Raw genomic sequence first — 18,756 nt, forward strand, 5'->3', positions numbered from 1 at the left:
AAAGACCCGGCGCAAGGGCCGGGTCCTTCGGTGCGACGGGATAGCCGGATGGGCTTACAGGCCGCCGTAGGAGTGCAGGCCGGACAGGAACATATTGACGCCGAGGAAGGCGAAGGTGGTGACCAAGAGACCGATCACCGCCCACCAGGCCAGCGGCGCGCCGCGCCAGCCCTTGACCAGGCGGATATGCAGCCAGGCGGCGTAGTTCAGCCAGACGATCAGCGCCCAGGTTTCCTTCGGGTCCCAGCTCCAGTAGCCGCCCCAGGCGTCCGCCGCCCACATCGCGCCCAGGATGGTGGCGATGGTGAAGAACAGAAAGCCGACCGAAATGGCCTTGTACATCATCTCGTCCAGCACCTCGGCGCTGGGCAGGCGATCCTTCAGCCAGCCCTTCAGCGACAACAGCTCGCCCACGCCCAGCATGGCGGCCAGCGAGAAGGCGCCGTAGCCGACGAAGTTGGCCGGCACGTGTATCTTCATCCACCACGACTGCAGCGCGGGGATCAGCGGCTGGATCTCGTGCGCCTTGCGGTCGAAGCTGTACCACAGGATGAAGCCCACTGCGGCGCTGATCACCAGCAGCACCAGCGCGCCGGCCTGGCGCGCGGCGAAGCGAGCCTCGTAATACAGATACATCAGCGAGGTGATCAGCGTGAACAGGACGAAGACTTCGTACAGATTGGACACCGGGATGTGGCCGACATCCGGGGCGATCAGATAGCTCTCGTACCAGCGCACGAACAGGCCGGCCAGGCCCATCACCGCGGCGGCCCAGGTCAGGCCGCTGCCCATGCGCGCCAGCGAGTCGGAGCGGCGCAGCAGCGCGGTCCAGTAGACGCCGGTGGCGAGGAAGAACAAGGTGCACATCCACATGATGGCGGATTGGCTGGACAGCGCGTACTTGAGCCAGAAGGCGTGCTGGCCGCGCGCCAGATCATGCTGGTACAGCGGAATGGCCGCCAGGGCCAGGGCGCCCGCCAGCGGGAAAAACCAGCGCCAGGCTTTCCAGAACCAGCCCAGGCCGATCAGGCCCAGCGCCGAGCCGGCCAGGATGCCTTGTTCATAAACATCCATATTGGCGTGGTAGAGGCGGAAGGCGTAGGCCGCGGCGGCGGCGATCAGCAGCGCATAGGCCCAGTCCCATAGGCTCAGCCGTTGCCAGAACGGCACGCGGGCGTAAGAAGAGTTAACGAGTTCCATCATGCTCCCCGTGTCAGCTGTTTGATCGCGTCGAGATGACGCTGGAAGTCGGCATCCAGATCGCGGTTATGCCGGTTGGCGGTCATGGCCACCCTGAGCCGGCGGCCGTCAATGCGTATCCATAGCCGTAGCTCGCGCACATAGAACATTAGCACGATGCCGAGCACCAGCAACACCGATCCCAGGTAGACCAGGGTCTTGCCCGGCGAGCGCGTCAGCTGCAGGCCGGACGATTGCACCTGGTCGAAGCCGTCCAGTTGCAGGAAGACCGGCGCGCCGTAGTCGTGCAGGCCGCTGGCGGCCACCAGGCCGTCCAGCAGGAAGCGATAGTGGGCGGCGTCGGCCTTCAGTGGCGGCGCATGGGCCTTCTCGTCGGCCACCGCCATCACGTCTATCACCGCGCCCTGCAGGATCTTGATATAGGTCTGCGCCACCGCCTGGCGTTTGTCCGCGGGCACGCGCTCGTCCAGGAATTTCTCCAGGCCGTCGAAGCCGCCGTCGGCGAAACGCTGCAGCACACCCTTGACGCTGTCGCCGAACTGGCTGGCCAGCTTGCCGTCGATCACGCCGCCCTGGCGCGCCTTGGCGGTGGCGCGCGCGGCGATCTCATCGTACAGCGCCGGGTTGCGCAGCGCGGCGTACAGACGCATGAAGCGGTCGAGCTTCATGTCGTCGTCCAGCGGCAGGCGCAGGTACTGGAAGGGCTCGGCGGGAGTGCGGCGCATGCCGGCCATCAGGTACTGCGCGCCATCCTGCTCGATGGGCGCCATGTAATGCAGGTATTCCACCGCCTGGCCTTGGGCGTCGCGCAGCTTGAAGCTGATGGACGGGCCGAAATTTTTCAGCGTCTTGTCCTGCTTCACTTCGCGCGCGTCGTGCAGGCGCTGGCTGAAGGACTGGGCGGCCTCCGGCTTGCCCAGATTCTCGATGTTGAACACGCGCATTTCGCCGAATTCCAGCGAATAGTCCTTGCCGTTGGCGCGCAAAGGCTGGCTGTTCATCGACACGCCGGCGAGCGGCACCGGCGCCGCCTGCGGCGCTGCCAGGTTCCAGGCGGTGAAGCGCAGCGGCGAGCCGCCGTCGCCGAAGCTGGACTGGTAGATGGCCACGCCGTCCACGATCAGCGGATGGTTCACCTTGACCGTGGCTTCGGTGCGCTTGCCGCTGGCCTTGTCCGTCACCACGATGTCGCTGGCGAACAGCTTGGGCATGCCGTTGCTGTAGTAGTCGACGCGGAACTTCTTCAGCGAGACGATGAAGGGCAGCTCCTGCACCAGGTAGCCATTGCCGGAGTTCAGAAAGGTGACGTCGGCGCTCTTGCCCTCGGCGATGCTGACGTTGCCGCGGAAGGACAGATTGGACGTGCCCAGCCGGCTGACGGCGGGAATCTGGCTTTGCGGGATGTCTCGCGTTTCCGGCACGATGCGGCCGGCGACTTCCGCCAGCTTCAAGGGCAGGTTGCCGTCCAGCAGGCCGCCGATGCAGATCACGATCAGCGCGATATGGGCGAAGAAATAGCCCAGCTTGCCGGCCGCGCCCTTCTTGGCCGCTATCAGCAGCCCGCCGTCCGCGCGCGGCGTTTCGCGCCAGCGGAAGCCCTGCAGCCGCAGATAGGCTTGCAGGCTGGCGGGATCGGCTGCTTCGGCGGAGAAGGCCGCGCTGTGCGCCATGGCCGCCAGCGAGCCGTCGCTGGCCTTCTCGCGGTAGGAGCGCATCTGCTTGATGAAGCCGGGGCCGTTGCGCAGCACGCAGAGCGTGGTGGACAGCACCAGGAAGGCCAGGATGGTCAGGAACCAGGCGGAGTGGTAGACGTCGAACAGGCCTAAGCTTTCAAAAGCCTGGAACCAGAACTGGCCGAATTCGAAGGCGTAGTTGGGATAGGGTTCGTTTTGCTTCAGCACGGTGCCGATGACCGAGGCGATGGCCAGAATGGTCAGCAGGCCGATGGCGAAGCGCATGGAGCTGAACAGCTCGTACAGCGCGTAGGCGGTGGAGTGGCGGCGGTGGTTTTTTTTCATGATCCGTAACACAAAAAGGGAAGCTCGCCTGGAGCTTCCCTTTTGAACGCGCCGATTCGGCAAAGTTGCGCCCGGCGGGCCGGCTGCGCGCGCGGAGCGGTACGCGGGTCGGGCATCAGGCTCAGCGCAGGCCGGAGATGTAGTCGGCCACGGCCTTCATCTCCTCGTCCGTCATGCGGCTGGCGATGTCGGCCATGATCGGGTTCTTGCGGTCCGCGCCGGCTTTGAAATCGGCCAGCTGTTTGGCGACGTAGCCGGCGTGTTGGCTGCCCAGACGCGGGAATTCGTCAGGCAGACCCTTGCCGGACGGGCCGTGGCATGCCATACAGGCCGGCACATGGGTGGCGGCGTTGCCGACGCGGTAGACTTTGGCGCCCAGCGGCAGCAGCGTCTTGTCGGTGGCTTCGCGGTCTTTGACCTTCTGTTCGCCGAAATAGGTGGCGACATTGCGCATATCGTCGTCGGATAGCGTCGAGGCCATGCCCAACATGGTCGGATTCTTGCGTTGACCGCTCTTGAACGCCTTCAGTTGGTTATACAGATATTGAGGGCTTTGGCCAGCCAGGGTGGGATTGGCGGCTGCGACGCTGTTGCCGTCCGCGCCGTGGCATGCCGCACAGACGGTGTCGACGATCTGCTTGCCTTTCACCGGGTCGCCAATCTGGCCCGGGGCCGCCGCCAGCGCGGAGCCGGCCAGGGTAAAGGTTGCCATCGCCAACAGCATTGTTCGTTTCATGGTCGCTCCTTTAGGGTGAGCCCTAAAATATCTGTAAAAGTAGCAATTCCAAATCTGTTATTCTATACCAATTGATTTAACCTTACTACCATGTCGATTTTTCAGAACGCTAAATTCTATACCACCGTCAACCACATGAAGGACCTGCCGGCCACCCGCGCCGAGGTCGCTTTCGTGGGACGCTCCAACGCCGGCAAATCCAGCGCCATCAACACCCTGGCCAACCGCACGCGGCTGGCTTACGTGTCGAAAACGCCGGGACGCACTCAGCATATCAATTTCTTTGAGCTGGGCGCGGAATGCTTCCTGGTGGACTTGCCCGGCTATGGCTACGCCGAAGTGCCGGAGGCGGTGCGCGCCCACTGGGTGGAGCTGCTGGGCCGCTACCTGCAAACGCGGCAGAGCCTGATCGGCCTCCTGTTGATTATGGACGCTCGCCACCCGCTTAAGGAGCTGGATCGCAGAATGCTGGAATTTTTCCGCGAAACCGGGCGTCCCGTGCATATCCTGCTGTCCAAGGCGGACAAACTGTCGCGCCAGGAGCAGAACAAGGTGCTGGCCCTGGTGAAGCGCGAACTGGCCGATTACCCGGCAGTCAGCGTGCAGATGTTCTCCAGCCTGAAGAAGGCCGGCGTGGACGAGGTGGAGGCGGTGGTCAAGGGATGGTTCGACGCGCTGCCGCCGGCGGCCGACGTCGGGCTGGAACTTTGAGCGGGACGCTGCGACTAAGCAGCAGGTGTCCGCACCTCCCGCTTGGCTCCCTGAGCGGGGCCTGAATCGTTGATATCCAGGCATTGCCCCGGCCCACAGGCCGGGGTTTTTTCATGTCCGCGGCGCGGATGGCAGGCGTGAAAAAAGGCGAAGGATGCATCCTTCGCCTTTCGCCCTGTGCCATACGATTCTACAGACCGGCCTTACAGGCTGGAGATCACGGTTTCCACGTGCAGATTCTCCGCCACGGTGCGCACGGCCTCGTCCGACGGGAACGGGCCCAGGCGCACCTTGTAGACGCCTTCCTGGTTGATGATGCCCAGCTTGGAGTCATACTTGTCGTCCAGCTGGTCCAGCATCTTCTGCAGCAGCGCCTCGGCGCTGGCCAGCTTGGAGAACGAGCCCAGCTGCAGATACTTTGGATTGTCGCCCGCCTTCAGCTCGCGTACCGGCTGGGTGGTCGGCTGCGCCGTGGCGGTGTAGGTGTCGTCGGGCGCGGGCCAGACGCGGTCAACCACGATCTTGGCGCTGCCCTGTTTGACGAAGCCCAGCTTGTAGGCCGCGGCGTACGACAGGTCCATCAGACGGCTCTTGTGGAACGGGCCGCGATCATTGATGCGGACCACCACGGATTTGCCGTTGCTCAGATTGGTCACCCGGGCGTAGCTCGGGATCGGTAATGTCGGGTGGGCGGCCGTCATGGCGAACATGTCGTAGCGCTCTCCCGAGGTCGTCTTGCGACCGTGGAACTGCTTGCCGTACCAAGAGGCACGGCCTGTGGCGTGATAAGGCTTTTCGGTCACGTCAGGACGGAAGCTCATGCCCAGCGCCGAGTACGGCAGGTTGGCCGATTTGATCAGCGGCTCTTCCTGCGGCACGGCGTCGGGCACCAGATTCAGGTTGACCGGGATGTGGTCGGCCGGACCGTCGTTCTGGAAATAAGCTCCGTTCTTGGCGACGGTCTTCTTGTTTGTCGGCGTAGCCGACTGGTTTGTGGCGCTGGCCGTCTTCACGGTGGAACAGGCCACAAGCACGAGACTGACAAAAACAAGCCACAGCCATCGGAGTACAGGTTGCATAAACCTCCCTATGCTGTTGGGCCAACCTTGTGAGCTGCTATGCCCCCCCTTCGAAACCGATCTGGCGCCAAGCCTCGAACACCGTTATCGCGACGGCGTTGGAAAGGTTCAGGCTTCTCGATTCGGGACGCATCGGCAAACGAATCCTTTGCTGCGCCGGCAGGGCAGCCAGCACATCTTGCGGCAAGCCGCGGGATTCGGGACCGAACAGAAACACGTCCCCGGGTTGGTAGGAAATCCGGTCATGGCGCGTGGCGCCTTTCGTCGTCGCGGCGAAAATCCGCCGTCCTTGAAGCGTCCGCAAACAAGCGGACCAATCTTCGTGGACGACGACGCGGGCGTACTCGTGGTAATCGAGGCCCGCGCGCCGCAACTTGGCATCCTCGAGCGGGAAGCCCATGGGTTTGACCAGATGCAGTTCACAGCCGGTGTTGGCGCATAAACGAATCACATTGCCCGTGTTGGGCGGAATTTCCGGCTGAAATAGAACAACAGTGAACATCGTTGGCAGGCTGGATTGTTCCAAGGAATCAAAATCTTGGTCAAGTTTTTGGGGAAAACGCCCGGGCCAGGGTCCATGCGTCGACCTGTTTCGCTCCCTGTTTTTTGAGCGCTCTGGCCAGGGAAGAGAGGGTGGCGCCGCTGGTGGCGACGTCGTCGACGATGGCGATGCAAAGCCCGTCGCAGCGGCGTTTTACGCCGAATGCATGACGCACGTTTCGCAGTCTTTCGGCGCGGCCTAGCGAGGCCTGCGATGGTGTGTTGTATTTTCGCCAACACAGATCGTCCGAAAAACGGCTGTTCATTGTACCAGCGATCGCGCGGGCAAGCTCGCCGCTCTGGTTAAATCCCCTTTGCGCAAGTCGTTCATTTGCCAGTGGAACGGGAATGACAAGGTCGTATTTTGCCCCGGAGTGGCGGGCGAAGTCGCGCAATAGCCCCCCAGGACGCCGGCCAGTTGCAGGCGTTTTCCGTATTTGAAGGCGTGGATCAGGCCGCTGAGGGGGTAGCCAAAAAGATAAGGAACGTGTAGCGCGTCGAAGTGCGGCGGATGCCGCTGGCAGGCGCCGCACAGGGCGCTGCCGGGCGTCGGTTCGGAACAGCGCGGGCAGTGTTCGGCGGGCAGAGACGGGAGCATGTCGCGGCAAGGCGGGCAGAGGCCGGCGCGGGCCGCCGCGTGGCCGCAGAGTTGGCACTTTTGCTTAATTATTGAGCAGTTGTCAAAAATTAACTTTGATGTATTTGACAGCATGGTGCCGCGCCCTCCAAGATTGGCCCGCCCGCCTGTGCGGGTTTGGGCAATTCGCCCTCGTTGCAATGACATTAGATGAATGGAGCAAGCGATGCAGACTGTGCCGATGGAGTTCAAGCGACCGGCGACGCCCCACCCGGAGAAGGCCAACTGGAGCGTGGACGAGGTGGAGGCCTTGCTGGGCCTGCCTTTTCTGGAGCTGGTCTTCCGCGCGGCTGAAATCCATCGCCAGTTCTTCGACCCGTCCAAAGTACAGCTGTCCACCCTGATATCGATCAAGACCGGCGGCTGTCCGGAGGATTGCGGCTATTGCCCGCAGTCCGTGCATCACGATACCCCGGTGGCGGAACAGCCGATGATGACGGTGGACGAGGTGGTGGCCGCGGCGCGTCAGGCCAAGGCGAACGGCGCGGGTCGCTTCTGCATGGGCGCCGCCTGGCGCGGCCCCAAGGACGCCGACTTGCAGCAGACGCTGGACATGGTGCGCGAAGTGAAGGCCATGGGCCTGCAGACCTGCGCCACCTTCGGCCTGCTGCGCGATGGCCAGGCGGAGCAACTGAAGGATGCCGGCCTCGATTTCTACAACCACAATCTGGACACCGCGCCGGATAAATACGCTGACATCATCCAGACCCGCGAGTACGAGGACAGGCTGGACACCTTGGGCAAGGTGCGCCAGGCTGGATTATCGGTTTGTTGCGGCGGCATCGTCGGCATGAACGAAACGCGCCGCGACCGCGCTGGCCTGATCGTGCAGCTGGCCAATCTGGATCCGCAGCCGGAGTCGGTGCCGGTGAATAATCTGGTCAAGGTGGTGGGCACGCCGCTGGAGGGCGCCGAGCGGCTGGACTGGACCGAGTTTGTGCGCACCATCGCCGCGGCGCGCATCACCATGCCGCGCAGCTATGTGCGCCTGTCCGCCGGTAGACGGGAAATGGACGAGGCGACACAGGCCTTGTGCTTCCTGGCCGGCGCCAATTCCATCTTCTACGGCGACAAGCTGCTGACCACCGGCAATCCAGACGTGTTGGCGGACCAGTCGCTGATGGCCAAGCTGGACTTACAGCCCTTGTAAGAAATATTGATGGATAGTGGCTGTCTTCTTAAATGGAAACATATATATAGTATGCCGCGCCGGACCGTCCTTCTGGCGCGGTCAATCCATGCGTTAAGAGTGCTCCATCATGCGTCTGCAAGACTTGTCCGCCGCGTTGTCGGACCTGGAATCGAATCACCGCCTGCGCCGGCGGGCCACACTGGCTTCGCCGCAGGGCGTAGATATTGTGGTGGATGGCCGCGCCTATCTATCCTTCGCCAGCAACGACTATCTGGGGCTGGCAGACCACCCCGACCTGGTGCGGGCGCTGCAACAAGGCGCGGAGTGCTGGGGGGCGGGCAGCGGGGCTTCCCACCTGGTCACCGGCCATAGCGAGGCGCATCAGCAGGCGGAGGACGCGCTGGCGCGCTTTGTCGGGCGCGAGGCGGCCTTGTTGTTCGGCTCCGGCTACGCCGCCAATCTGGCGGTGATCACCAGTTTGGCTGGCCGCGGCGACGCGGTGTTTGCCGACAAGCTCAACCACGCCTCGCTGAATGACGGCTGTCTGCTGTCGCGCGCCGACTTCCAGCGCTTTCGCCACAACGACCTCGGCCATCTGGAACAGCTGCTGGCTGGGAGTGCCGCCCGCACCAAGCTGATCGCGGTGGACGCCGTATACAGCATGGATGGCGACGAAGCGCCCTTGCCGGACCTGCTGGCGCTGGCGGAGCGCTACGACGCCTGGCTGTATGTGGACGACGCGCACGGTTTCGGCGTGCTGGGAGAGGGGCGCGGCGCGGCCGCCGAACATGGCCTGCGCAGCGAGCGGCTGATTTATATGGCCACCCTGGGCAAGGCGGCCGGCCTCGCCGGCGCCTTCGTCGCCGGCAGCCGGCTGCTGGTGGATTGGCTCATCAACCGCGCCCGCACCTATATCTTCAGCACCGCGCAGCCGCCGGCGCTGGCCGCCGCGGTGGAGACCAGCTTGCGGCTGATCGCGGAGGGCGAGGCGCGCCGCCTGCGCTTGGCGCAACTGGCGGCGCGCTGCCGCGACAGGCTGGCCGGCACCCGATTCGACGGCGGGGCTTCCCGCACACCGATTCAACCCTTTATCATAGGTTCGGATGCGCATGTGCTGGAACGGGCGGAGCGTTTGCGGCGGCAGGGGTTTTGGGTGCCCGCGATCCGTCCGCCCACGGTGCCGGAGAACGGCGCGCGGCTGAGGATTTCCTTGTCGGCGCGGCACGAAATGGCCCAGTTGGACGGCTTGCTCGATTCGCTGCTGCAGGATGCGGGCTGAAGCTTGTTCCGCTTAGCCGCGGCCATGCAAACCCGGAGTTTCGACTCCGGTTTTTTTTGCGCGCGCGTCCGTACTGAATGGGGGCTGCGCCGGCGATGGGGAAGCGCCAGGCGTGTGGCAGGCGGAATTTACGGCTAACTCGTACTACGATAACGACATGATGAGCACGGCTGATTTCTTGGAAAGCCCAACCCAGGCCGCAGAGCGCGCCCTGGCGATGTTGAGGCGCGATGGTTCGCTGTTTGCCGCCGCCGTATGGGGGCAGGCCGGCGCGACCTGGCAGCGTCTCGCAGGCTTTGGCGCGGTGGAAGGGCTGCCGACGGCCGACGCCTTGATGAGCGGCCGTCTGCCCGGCCCGGATGGCGGCGCGCTGTCGCTGCGCATGGTCGAGCGGACGGTAGGCTGGCTGGTCTGGCGCGGCCGGGCGCCGGAAGGAGTGGAGGATATCGCCGCGCTGCTGGCGGGCCATCTGCATTGCGCCTTGTTGCGGGAAGAGTACTCCGCCGCCAGGCTGGCCAATGAAACCATGCTGGAGATCAGTTTGCTGGCCGGCGAAGACGCCCATCTGGACCGGCTGCTGCCCCGCTTGCACCGCCTGATTTCCCGGCTGATGGACGCCAGCAATTTCGCCATCGCGCTGTATGGCGACGACGGCGCCTCCCTGCAGTTCCCGTTTTACCTGGACCGGCGCGATGCCGCCCCGCCCTCGCCCGACGCCCTGTTGCCGTTTAGCGACGGGCACGCCGCGCTGGCCGGCTGGCTCAAGCAAGTCGGCAAGCCCATGGTGCTGGCGGGGGCGCGCATCGCCGAGCTGTGCCAGGAGCAGGGCTTGTCGCCGCCGCCGGCGATGCCGACGCTGTGGATGGGCGCGCCGCTGCTCAATGCCGCCGGCTGCCCGATAGGCGCCGTGACCCTGCACGCTTACGAAGACCAGCCGGCGTTGACCTCGTCCGAGCAGCTGCTGTTCATGTTCGCGGCGCGCCATGTCGGTTTTACTCTGGACCGCGTGTTGTACCGCAGTCAATTGGAGCGCCAGGTCTGGCTGCGCACCAGCGAGCTGGAAGGCGCCAACGCCAGGCTGCGCGCCGAGGTGGCCAGCCGCAAGCGGGCGGAGAAATTCCAAAACGCGCTGTTCCGCATCGCCGAGCTGTCCAACTCCAGCCTGTCGCTGGAGGCCTTCCTGAGCGGTCTGCACCGCTTGCTGTCGGAAATGGTGTCCGCGCGCAATTGCGTGGTGGCCTTGTACGACAAGGTCCATGATTACCTGACTTTTCCCTATTGCGCGGACGAGTACGTGGCAATGCTGCATCCGCGCAAGCCGGGCGCCGGGTATATCGAAAAGGTCCTGCACAGCGGGCGGCCGTTGCTGGTGGATCCATACAGCCAGCTCCCCGGCGTGGTCGAGGACGGTGGAGCGCGGCCACAAAGCTGGCTGGGCGTGCCCCTGTATTGCGACCACGAGTTGCTGGGCGTGCTGGCCGTGCTGAGTTACGACGCGGAGGTGAGCTACAACTTCCGCGACCAGGAAGTGCTGGAGTTCGTCGCCAACAATATCGGCGCGGCGCTGGCGCGGGTACGCGCGCTGGAAAGCCTGCAACAGGCCTACGCCGAACTGGAGCAGCGCGTGCGCGAGCGCACCAGCGAACTGGACGCCGTCAACGCGCAGCTGGAGTTCGACAGCCTGCACGATCCGCTGACCAAACTGCCCAACCGCAACTACTTCGCCAAGACCCTGCGCCGCGCCTGGGAGAGCTATGTCTCCGGTTCCGGCGACCGCTTTGCCTTGCTGTTCATCGACCTGGACCGCTTCAAGCTGGTCAACGACACGCTGGGCCACCTGGCCGGCGACCACCTGCTGTTCGAAGCCGGCGCGCGCATCCGCTCCTGCCTGCGCCATTACGACTTCCTGGCCCGGCTGGGCGGCGATGAGTTCGCGGTGCTGATGTTCGATCTCGCGGTGCCGGAAGACTGCGAGATGATCGCCCGCCGCATCGTGGCCGAGTTCGAGCGGCCGGTGATCCTGGCCGGGCGCGAAGTCTTCTCCACCGCCAGCGTCGGCGTGGTGCTGGCCGATCGCGAGCATTACCGCAAGGCGGATGAGCTGCTGCGGGACGCCGATCACGCCATGTACTGCACCAAGCAGCAGGGCCGCCAGGGCTACACCTTGTTCAGCCACCAGCTGCGCATAGACCAGGCGGACCAGCTGGCGCTGGAGAGCGAGCTGAGGCGGGCGCTGGAGGAGGAGAGCCAGCTGGTGCCCTACTACCAGCCTTTCATCGAGGCCGCCACCGGCAAGCTGGTCGGCTTCGAGACCCTGGTGCGCTGGCAGCATCCGCAGCGCGGCCTGATCTCGCCGGCGGTCTTTCTGCCCATCGCAGAGGAAAGCGGGCTGATCACGCGCCTGGACCGTTACATGCTCAACGCCGCTTGCGCCCAGCTGCAGGCCTGGCGCGCCGAGGGCCGCGTCGGCGAGCAGATTTCGCTGCACATCAACCTGTCCTCGGCCAATTTCCACGACCCTGACCTGGTGAGCTGGATAGGGGAGCGCATCGCCCACTATCAGCTGCCGCCTGCCATGCTGCATCTGGAAATCACCGAAAGCGCGCTGATAGACCAGCCGGAAATGGCGGCCACGGTGATGCAGGCCTTGCACGGCCTGGGCGTCAGGCTGGCGCTGGACGATTTCGGCACCGGCTATTCCGCGCTGTCCTATCTGCACCGCTACCGCTTCGACGTGCTGAAGATAGACCAGTCCTTCGTGTTTGAATTGGACCGCAAGGAAGAGTCGGCCGCCATCGTCCGCGCCATCCTGGCCCTGGCCAAGGCCCTGGGCCTGGACGTGGTGGCGGAGGGCGTGGAAACCGCGACCCAGCTGGCCATATTGCAGGAAATGGGCTGCAGCAAGCTGCAGGGCTTTTACTTTGCCGCGCCGGCGCCGGCCCGCGCCATAGACTGGGAGCGGCTGGCGCGCTTCGAACAGGAAATCCGCAGTGCGGCGTGAATGGGCGACCCGCTTCAACCGTTGGCGCTACGATTTGTACGCGCCGCTGTACGACAAGCTGGCGCAGGGCTTCGCCGCGCAGCGCCGACGCTCGCTGAGCCTGCTCAATCCGCAGCCCAATGAGCAGGTGCTGCTGGTCGGGGCCGGCACCGGCCTGGACCTGGACTTCCTGGTGCGCTGCCGCCACGTCACCGCCATCGACATCGCGCCGGCCATGCTGCAGCAGCTGAAGGCGCGCGCGGAGCGGCTGGGCATGGCGGTGCGCGTCGAGGCGATGGATGGCCAGAAGCTGGAGTTTCCCGACGCCAGTTTCGATGTCGTGGCGCTGCATCTGGTGCTGGCGGTGATACCGGACCCGCAAGCCTGCCTGCTGGAGGTGGAGCGGGTGCTGAAACCGGGCGGCCGGGTGGCGGTGTTCGACAAGTTCCTGGCCGACAGCCGGCGCGCGCCGCTGTGGCGTCAGGCCGGCAATGTGCTGGCCCGCATCGTCGCCACCGACATCAATCGCCGCCTCGGCGACATCGTCGCCGTCACCAAACTGCAACGCATTCACGACGAAGAAGCCGGATTCGGTGGTTTCCTTCGCATCGCACTCTTGCGAAAATAGCGTTTTCGCCCAATTTGCCCGTACATGAATCTGTTTGTCGAAACGCTGGGCCAGGGGCCGGACGTGGTCATGCTGCATGGCTGGGGCCTGCACGGCGGCGTGTTCAGCCGCGTGGCCGAACAATTGTCGGCGCGCTTCTGCGTGCACCTGGTGGATCTGCCCGGCCACGGCGCCTCGCCGGCGCTGGCGCGCTTCGACGCCGACGCGGTGGCCGATCTGGTGGCGGCGCATTTCCCGCTGCCTACGCATGTGGTGGGCTGGTCGTTGGGCGGGCTGATCGCTCAGCACTGGGCGGCGCGCCATCCGGACAAGGTTAAGAGCCTGGCCTTGATCGCCACCAGCCCGCGCTTCGTGCGCGACGACAGCTGGCCGCACGCGCAGGCGCGCGCCTCCATAGAAGCCGTCGCCCAGAGTCTGGACGGCGCGTTCGAGCAGACGCTGGAGCGTTTTCTCGCCTTGCAGATGATGGGCGCGCCGGCGGCGCGCGACACCCTGAAGGCGCTGCGCGGCGAACTGTTCTCCCACGGCCGGCCGCAGGGCCTGCTGCCGGCGCTGGAACTGTTGCTGCAGGCCGACGCGCGCGCGCTGGCCGGCCGCATCACCTGTCCCACCGCCTTGTTCTACGGCGCGCGCGACGCCATCACCCCGATAGGCGCCGGCCGTTGGCTGGAGGGCTCGCTGCCCGACGCCGTCCTTTATGAATTCCCGCAAGCGTCGCACGCGCCCTTCCTGTCCCATGAGCCGGACTTCGTGCGCGCGCTTGCCGAGCATCTGGAAACCCAGGCATGAGTGAAGCGTTTTACACCGACAAGGCGCGTGTGCGCGCCTCGTTCGAAAAGGCCGCGGCCAGTTACGATTCGGCCGCCGTGCTGCAGCGCGAAGTGTCGGACCGCATGGCTGAGCGTCTCGATTACATCAAGCACCAGCCGGCGCTGATCCTGGATGCCGGCGCCGGCACCGGCTACGGCGCGGCCGAGCTGCGGCGGCGCTATCCGCAGGCGCGGGTGGTGGAGCTGGACCTGGCGCACGCCATGCTGCTGGCCTCGCGCGAGCGCGCCCGCGAGGGCGACGGCCTGCTGAAGAAGCTGTTCAAGCCCAGCGCGCCGTGGCAGATCAACGCCGACATCGAGCGCCTGCCGCTGGCCGACGCCAGCGTGGACATGATCTGGTCCAATCTGACCATCCAGTGGATCAATGTGCCGGACAAGATGTTCGCCGAGCTGCGCCGGGTGCTGAAGCCGGACGGCCTGCTGATGTTCTCCACCCTGGGGCCGGACACGTTGTCCGAGCTGCGCGGCGCCTTTTCCGGCGTGGACGGCGCCACCCACGTCAATCAGTTCATCGACATGCACGACATCGGCGACGCGCTGATGCGCGCCGGTTTCGCCGAGCCGGTGATGGACATGGAAAAGATCGTGCTGACTTACGACGACGCCAAGGCGGTGATGCGCGACCTGAAGGCCATAGGCGCGCACAACGCCACCGCCGGCCGCGGCCGCGGCCTGATGGGCAAGGCGGCCTGGCGCAAGGTGGAGGAGGCTTATGAGCAGCATCGCCGCGACGGCAAGCTGCCGGCCAGCTACGAGGTGGTGTACGGCCATGCCTGGAAAGGCACCGGCAAGAAGCTGGCCAAGATGAGCGAGGACGGCCGGCAAGTGATCGAATTCGTCAAGAAAGCGCCGCGGGCCGACTGAGCGGGAAGCGGCGGCGCGCAGAGGAGAAAGCCGTGATGAAAGTAGCAACCCGCAGCGCCCGTGCCGATGACGCGGCTTGTCTGGCGGCGCTGTCGATACAGGTATGGCTGAATACTTATTTGATCGGCGGCGGCATCCGCCGCGGGATCGCGGATTACGTATTGTCCGAGTTCTCGCCGGAAACTTTCGAGGCTTTGATCGCGGACCCGGCGCGCCATCTGCTGCTGATGGAGGAGGACGGCCATCTGCTCGGCTACGCGCAAATGAAATTGGACAGCGCGTGCCAGGGCTGCGATTTCCCGACCATGGAAGTGGAGCGGCTCTATCTGCTGGAAAGCCATACCGGGCAAGGCCTGGGGCGGCGGCTGATGGAGGCGTCGCGGCAATGGGCGCAGGCTCAATCCGGCCAGCCGCGGCTGTGGCTGACCGTGTGGCACGGCAACGCGCGCGCCATCGCTTTCTATCGCCGGGTGGGCATGCTGGTCCACGGCGAAACCTATTTCGAATTGGAGGGCGCGAAGCATCTCAATTATGTGATGCTGGACCCCGCGCCCGTTGAGGCGGCCGCAGAGGCCGCCGTTGTCTGAAAGTCTGATGGAAACATGATAAGCACCAAAGTGATCCGCCCTTGGCTGGCGGCGGGCCTGACCGCCTTGCTGGCCGCCTGTTCCACCTCCACTGTCCCCACCGCTCCCGCCGCGCCCAAGCAGCCGGTCATGCCCAGAATCGGCCTGGCCCTGGGCGGCGGCGCGGCCAAGGGCTTCGCCCACATCGGCGTGATCAAGGTGCTGGAGGCGGCCGGCATCAAGCCCGACATCGTCACCGGCACCAGCGCCGGCAGCGTGGTGGGCAGCCTGTACGCCTCCGGCCTCAACGGCATGCAGCTGCAGCAACGCGCCATCGAGCTGGACCAGGCCGACCTGACCGACTGGACGCTGTCCAGCAAGGGTGTGATCAAGGGCGAGAAGCTGCAGAACTGGATCAACGCCCAGGTGGGCAACCGGCCGATTGAAAAACTGGCCATCCCCTTCGGCGCCGTCGCCACCGAGCTGGACTCCGGCCGCAAGGTGGTGTTCCGCCTGGGCAACACCGGCCAGGCGGTGCGCGCCTCGGCCAGCATTCCCAATGTCTTCCTGCCGGTGCATATCGGCCGCAAGCGCTATGTGGACGGCGGGCTGGTCAGCCCGGTGCCGGTCAGCGCCGCGCGCGAGATGGGCGCGCAGTTCGTCATCGCGGTGGACATCACCGCGCGGCCCAAGCCCGGCCAGGCTGTTGGCTTTCTGTCCATGCTGGACCAGAGTCTGAACATCATGAACGGCCCGGCCTTGGCGCAGGAGTTGAAGCAGGCCGACGTGGTGATCCGGCCTGACGTATTGAATATCGGCTCCGCCGATTTCGACGCCCGCAACCAGGCCATCCTGGAGGGCGAGAAGGCGGCGCAGCGCGCCCTGCCGCAAATCCGCGCGCTTTTGCAGCAAAAGAGCCTGGAACTGGCTAAATAGGGCTAAAGGCTGCGATGATGTCGCTATCGCGGCGGGCCGGGGGGAAGCGCCTTCCGGCCCGCCGTTTTTCCATAACCCGTTTTGGAGCTGGCATGATCAAACTGCACGGCGTGTCCTTTTCGCCCTACTACAACAAGGTCAAGATCGCCCTGCTGGAAAAGGGCGTGAACTTCCAGGAAGTGCTGACCCCGCCCTCGCAGGACGAGTGGTTGCTGGAAAAAAGCCCGATGGGCAAGATCCCCTTCGTCGAAATCAACGGCCATCCGCTGGCGGAGTCCACGGTGATTCTGGAGTGGCTGGAAGACGCCTATCCCACCGCCTCGCTGCTGCCGCTGACGCCCAATGGCCGCGCCTTGTCGCGCGAGCTGATGTTGCTGCTGGAGTTCTACGTGATGCAGCCGGCGCGGCCGCTGGTGGGGCATATGTTCAAGGGCGGGCGCCCAGATGCGGCGCAATGCGAGGAAATGCGGCAATCCATCGCTCGCGGCATCAGCGCGGTGGCCCAACTGGCGCAGCATGGCCCGTGGCTGGCCGGCGACGTCTTCAGTTTCGCCGACCTCAGCGCGGCCGGGGTGCTGCCTATCGTGGGGCTGCTGAGCCGCACTTTCCTTGGCGAGGATATGACGCTGCGGCTGCCCGGCATCGAGGCGTATTTGCAAAAATTGGGACAGCGTCCCAGCGTGGCCCGCGCCTGGACGGATAAAGACACCGCGCTGGCCGCCTTCCTGGCGCGCCGCGAGTAGCCGCGACTATGGCGCGCGCGCCACAGCGCGGCCGCCGCGCCTCATGGCAATCGCATGCCGATTGACAGCTACCGCCGGATAGAGTTTAAACTTCAATCGAGTGTTTGCTTTGTCTGGCGAAAGGGCCTGCGATGAAATTTCCGGTGGAACTGATCCTGCTGGCCTTGGTGCCGGTTTTCCTGCTGTTCGTCGCCTGGGAGTTGTGGCGCTTGAGACGGCAGGGCCGGCTGACGGTATACGACTGGCGCGACTCGGCGTGTTGCGCCGCGTTAGGGCTATTGCATCAGGGCGCGGACAAGCTGGCCTGGGTGCTGGTGTTGCCCTTGTATGGCTGGATCTACCAGCATCACCGTCTGTTTGATTTTTCCGATAGCTGGCTCAGCTTCTTCCTGCTGTTTCTGGGCCAGGACTTTCTGTACTACTGGTTTCACCGCGTCAGCCACCGCGTGCGTTGGCTGTGGGCCGCGCATAGCGTGCACCACAGCTCCACCAAGATGAATTTCAGCGTGGCCTTCCGCCAGAGCCTGATGTATCCGGTGGCCGGCATGTGGGTGTTCTGGCTGCCGCTGGCCTGGCTGGGCTTCCCGCCGCAGCAGGTGGTGGCCATTGTGCTGCTGAACCTCGCTTACCAGTTCTTCGTGCATACGCAGATCGTGCCCAAGCTGGGCTGGCTGGAGTATGTGTTCAACACGCCGTCCATCCACCGCAGCCACCATGCCAAGAACCCGCGCTACATTGATCACAACTACGCCGGCGTGCTGGTGATCTGGGACCGCTGGTTCGGCACCTATGTCGAGGAACTGGACAGCGAGCCGTGCGAATACGGGACGGTGAAGCCGGTGAACAGCTTCAATCCGCTGTGGGTCAGCGTGGTGGAGTGGCGAGACATGCTGGCCGAGGCCTGGCGCGCGGACAACTGGCGCGACCGCATGACGGCGCTGTTCGGCCCGCCGGAGGCGGCGGAAGAGGCGGCCGCGCGGCAGCGGGCGCGGCTGTCGGGCCGCCGCCAGGCGGCTTGAGCGGTTCTCGTGAAAAAGGCCCGGGCAACCGGGCCTTTTTCATGGGAGCGTCTGGCGCTTAGATCCGCAGCTTGCCGTCCTTGGCCGGCAGCGTTTTGCCCTGCGGTTTCTCGTCCATGCGCACGGTGCCGGTCTTGCCGTCCAGCGAGTAGCGCACGTCGTAGCCCACCACTTTTTCCTTGTCCACGTTCTCGGTATTGCAGATGGTCTGGGTGCTGGTCACCTGATCGCGCTGCTGCATGCCCTCCTGCACCTTGTTGCCGGCCAGGCCGCCCGCCAAGGCGCCGAGCACGGTGGCCACCTTCTTGCCGTTGCCGCCGCCGACTTGGTTGCCCAGCAGGCCGCCCACCACCCCGCCTATCACGGAGCCGGCGACGCGGTTTTGGTCCTGCACCGGCGCCTGGTGCGCCACCTGTTCCTGATGGCAAACCTGTTTCGGTTCGCTGACCGTTTCCTTGATCGGCGTGACGGCCAGGATCTTTGCATGCGTGGCGTGTTGCGGTTTGGGCGCGGGTTTGGGCGCCACGGGGGCGACAGGGGCCGCTGCCGTGGCGGCTTGCGGCGCAGCCTGGACGATGGCGGAGGAGGCGGCGCTGGGCGGCAGCGCTTGCGCCGCCGGCGCGGAAGCCTGGGCCAAGGGGGCGCTGGCGACGGCCGTTGCGGCGATTTCCGGCTTGGACGGTTTCAAGGCCTGGATGCCGGCCACGCCGACGGCGCCGAGCGCGATGCCGCCGCCTAGCACGCTGGCGATCAGTACGGATTGTTTCATTGTTCTCTCCCTGGGGTGACGCGGTCGTCACATATGGCTTCGACCCGGATCATAGGCGCTCAGTTGCCGGAACTGTGTTCGCCAAATGT

18 protein-coding genes and 1 pseudogene are annotated in these 18,756 nt (G+C 65.0%); 11 read left to right on the forward strand and 8 right to left on the reverse strand.

Annotated elements, in window-relative coordinates:
* Positions 1 to 54: 54 nt before the first annotated feature.
* From ccsB to FYK34_RS18360, 3 genes are all read right to left on the reverse strand, one after another.
* Positions 55 to 1,200, reverse strand: a complete 1,146-nt coding sequence (ccsB, locus tag FYK34_RS18350) for a c-type cytochrome biogenesis protein CcsB (protein ID WP_149298997.1) — start codon at positions 1,198 to 1,200, stop codon at positions 55 to 57.
* Positions 1,200 to 3,218, reverse strand: coding sequence for a cytochrome c biogenesis protein ResB (locus FYK34_RS18355; RefSeq protein ID WP_149298999.1), 2,019 nt, complete (start codon positions 3,216 to 3,218; stop codon positions 1,200 to 1,202). The genes ccsB and FYK34_RS18355 overlap by 1 nt, the downstream gene beginning before the upstream one ends.
* A 121-nt stretch (positions 3,219 to 3,339) precedes the next feature.
* Positions 3,340 to 3,954, reverse strand: a complete 615-nt coding sequence (locus tag FYK34_RS18360; protein ID WP_149299001.1) for a c-type cytochrome — start codon at positions 3,952 to 3,954, stop codon at positions 3,340 to 3,342.
* Positions 3,955 to 4,044: 90 nt separating this feature from the next.
* Here FYK34_RS18360 and yihA point away from each other — a divergent pair, with 90 nt between their 5' ends.
* Positions 4,045 to 4,665 (forward strand): ribosome biogenesis GTP-binding protein YihA/YsxC, encoded by a 621-nt coding sequence (gene yihA / locus FYK34_RS18365; RefSeq protein WP_149299003.1) that lies wholly within the window; start codon positions 4,045 to 4,047, stop codon positions 4,663 to 4,665.
* Between the two features lie 203 nt (positions 4,666 to 4,868).
* Here yihA and FYK34_RS18370 read toward each other — a convergent pair whose 3' ends face one another.
* The 4 genes and pseudogenes from FYK34_RS18370 to FYK34_RS20975 all read right to left on the reverse strand — a co-directional run.
* Positions 4,869 to 5,678 (reverse strand): septal ring lytic transglycosylase RlpA family protein, encoded by an 810-nt coding sequence (locus tag FYK34_RS18370; RefSeq protein ID WP_231137313.1) that lies wholly within the window; start codon positions 5,676 to 5,678, stop codon positions 4,869 to 4,871.
* Between the two features lie 103 nt (positions 5,679 to 5,781).
* Entirely contained in the window at positions 5,782 to 6,246 is a 465-nt protein-coding gene (trmL, locus tag FYK34_RS18375) for a tRNA (uridine(34)/cytosine(34)/5-carboxymethylaminomethyluridine(34)-2'-O)-methyltransferase TrmL (RefSeq protein ID WP_149300080.1), read from the reverse strand.
* 40 nt (positions 6,247 to 6,286) lie between these two features.
* A complete protein-coding gene (locus tag FYK34_RS20970) occupies positions 6,287 to 6,679 on the reverse strand; it encodes a ComF family protein (RefSeq protein WP_231137457.1) in 393 nt (130 codons plus the stop codon).
* 182 nt (positions 6,680 to 6,861) lie between these two features.
* A pseudogene (locus FYK34_RS20975) lies at positions 6,862 to 7,068 on the reverse strand (hypothetical protein); the annotation flags it as partial.
* Between the two features lie 19 nt (positions 7,069 to 7,087).
* Here FYK34_RS20975 and bioB point away from each other — a divergent pair.
* The 10 genes from bioB (at position 7,088) to FYK34_RS18430 (ending at position 17,898) form a co-directional block, all read left to right on the forward strand.
* Entirely contained in the window at positions 7,088 to 8,071 is a 984-nt protein-coding gene (gene bioB, locus FYK34_RS18385) for a biotin synthase BioB (RefSeq protein WP_149299007.1), read from the forward strand.
* A 109-nt stretch (positions 8,072 to 8,180) separates the two neighbouring features.
* Positions 8,181 to 9,332: an 8-amino-7-oxononanoate synthase gene (gene bioF, locus FYK34_RS18390; protein ID WP_149299009.1), complete on the forward strand. Its 1,152-nt coding sequence runs from the start codon at positions 8,181 to 8,183 to the stop codon at positions 9,330 to 9,332.
* Positions 9,333 to 9,489: 157 nt separating this feature from the next.
* A complete protein-coding gene (locus FYK34_RS18395) occupies positions 9,490 to 12,333 on the forward strand; it encodes an EAL domain-containing protein (protein WP_149299011.1) in 2,844 nt (947 codons plus the stop codon).
* Positions 12,323 to 12,940, forward strand: coding sequence for a class I SAM-dependent methyltransferase (locus tag FYK34_RS18400; RefSeq protein WP_149299013.1), 618 nt, complete (start codon positions 12,323 to 12,325; stop codon positions 12,938 to 12,940). The genes FYK34_RS18395 and FYK34_RS18400 overlap by 11 nt, the downstream gene beginning before the upstream one ends.
* A gap of 24 nt (positions 12,941 to 12,964) precedes the next feature.
* Positions 12,965 to 13,729, forward strand: coding sequence for a pimeloyl-ACP methyl ester esterase BioH (gene bioH / locus FYK34_RS18405; RefSeq protein ID WP_149299015.1), 765 nt, complete (start codon positions 12,965 to 12,967; stop codon positions 13,727 to 13,729).
* On the forward strand, positions 13,726 to 14,634 hold the full coding sequence (gene bioC, locus FYK34_RS18410) for a malonyl-ACP O-methyltransferase BioC (protein WP_149299017.1): 909 nt from the start codon (positions 13,726 to 13,728) through the stop codon (positions 14,632 to 14,634). The genes bioH and bioC overlap by 4 nt, the downstream gene beginning before the upstream one ends.
* 35 nt (positions 14,635 to 14,669) lie before the next feature.
* Positions 14,670 to 15,221 (forward strand): GNAT family N-acetyltransferase, encoded by a 552-nt coding sequence (locus FYK34_RS18415; protein ID WP_149299019.1) that lies wholly within the window; start codon positions 14,670 to 14,672, stop codon positions 15,219 to 15,221.
* Between the two features lie 15 nt (positions 15,222 to 15,236).
* Complete coding sequence (locus tag FYK34_RS18420) at positions 15,237 to 16,136, forward strand: patatin-like phospholipase family protein (RefSeq protein ID WP_149299021.1); 900 nt, start codon at positions 15,237 to 15,239, stop codon at positions 16,134 to 16,136.
* A gap of 92 nt (positions 16,137 to 16,228) precedes the next feature.
* Positions 16,229 to 16,879, forward strand: coding sequence for a glutathione S-transferase family protein (locus tag FYK34_RS18425; RefSeq protein WP_149299023.1), 651 nt, complete (start codon positions 16,229 to 16,231; stop codon positions 16,877 to 16,879).
* A gap of 131 nt (positions 16,880 to 17,010) precedes the next feature.
* On the forward strand, positions 17,011 to 17,898 hold the full coding sequence (locus FYK34_RS18430) for a sterol desaturase family protein (RefSeq protein WP_149299025.1): 888 nt from the start codon (positions 17,011 to 17,013) through the stop codon (positions 17,896 to 17,898).
* Between the two features lie 58 nt (positions 17,899 to 17,956).
* Here the strand turns inward: FYK34_RS18430 and FYK34_RS18435 are convergent, their stop codons facing one another.
* On the reverse strand, positions 17,957 to 18,667 hold the full coding sequence (locus tag FYK34_RS18435; protein ID WP_149299028.1) for a glycine zipper 2TM domain-containing protein: 711 nt from the start codon (positions 18,665 to 18,667) through the stop codon (positions 17,957 to 17,959).
* Between the last annotated feature and the right edge of the window lie 89 nt (positions 18,668 to 18,756).

It is taken from the genome of Chromobacterium paludis, from assembly GCF_008275125.1.
In the GTDB taxonomy this organism is placed as follows: domain Bacteria; phylum Pseudomonadota; class Gammaproteobacteria; order Burkholderiales; family Chromobacteriaceae; genus Chromobacterium; species Chromobacterium paludis.

Excerpts from the sequence above, each read along its gene's own strand:
- ccsB (WP_149298997.1), bottom strand. The coding sequence starts at position 1,200 with ATGGAACTCGTTAACTCTTCTTACGCCCGCGTGCCGTTCTGGCAACGG.
- FYK34_RS18355 (WP_149298999.1), bottom strand. The coding sequence starts at position 3,218 with ATGAAAAAAAACCACCGCCGCCACTCCACCGCCTACGCGCTGTACGAG.
- FYK34_RS18360 (WP_149299001.1), bottom strand. The coding sequence starts at position 3,954 with ATGAAACGAACAATGCTGTTGGCGATGGCAACCTTTACCCTGGCCGGC.
- yihA (WP_149299003.1), top strand. The coding sequence starts at position 4,045 with ATGTCGATTTTTCAGAACGCTAAATTCTATACCACCGTCAACCACATG.
- trmL (WP_149300080.1), bottom strand. The coding sequence starts at position 6,246 with ATGTTCACTGTTGTTCTATTTCAGCCGGAAATTCCGCCCAACACGGGC.
- bioB (WP_149299007.1), top strand. The coding sequence starts at position 7,088 with ATGCAGACTGTGCCGATGGAGTTCAAGCGACCGGCGACGCCCCACCCG.
- bioF (WP_149299009.1), top strand. The coding sequence starts at position 8,181 with ATGCGTCTGCAAGACTTGTCCGCCGCGTTGTCGGACCTGGAATCGAAT.
- FYK34_RS18395 (WP_149299011.1), top strand. The coding sequence starts at position 9,490 with ATGATGAGCACGGCTGATTTCTTGGAAAGCCCAACCCAGGCCGCAGAG.
- bioH (WP_149299015.1), top strand. The coding sequence starts at position 12,965 with ATGAATCTGTTTGTCGAAACGCTGGGCCAGGGGCCGGACGTGGTCATG.
- bioC (WP_149299017.1), top strand. The coding sequence starts at position 13,726 with ATGAGTGAAGCGTTTTACACCGACAAGGCGCGTGTGCGCGCCTCGTTC.
- FYK34_RS18415 (WP_149299019.1), top strand. The coding sequence starts at position 14,670 with ATGAAAGTAGCAACCCGCAGCGCCCGTGCCGATGACGCGGCTTGTCTG.
- FYK34_RS18420 (WP_149299021.1), top strand. The coding sequence starts at position 15,237 with ATGATAAGCACCAAAGTGATCCGCCCTTGGCTGGCGGCGGGCCTGACC.
- FYK34_RS18425 (WP_149299023.1), top strand. The coding sequence starts at position 16,229 with ATGATCAAACTGCACGGCGTGTCCTTTTCGCCCTACTACAACAAGGTC.
- FYK34_RS18430 (WP_149299025.1), top strand. The coding sequence starts at position 17,011 with ATGAAATTTCCGGTGGAACTGATCCTGCTGGCCTTGGTGCCGGTTTTC.
- FYK34_RS18435 (WP_149299028.1), bottom strand. The coding sequence starts at position 18,667 with ATGAAACAATCCGTACTGATCGCCAGCGTGCTAGGCGGCGGCATCGCG.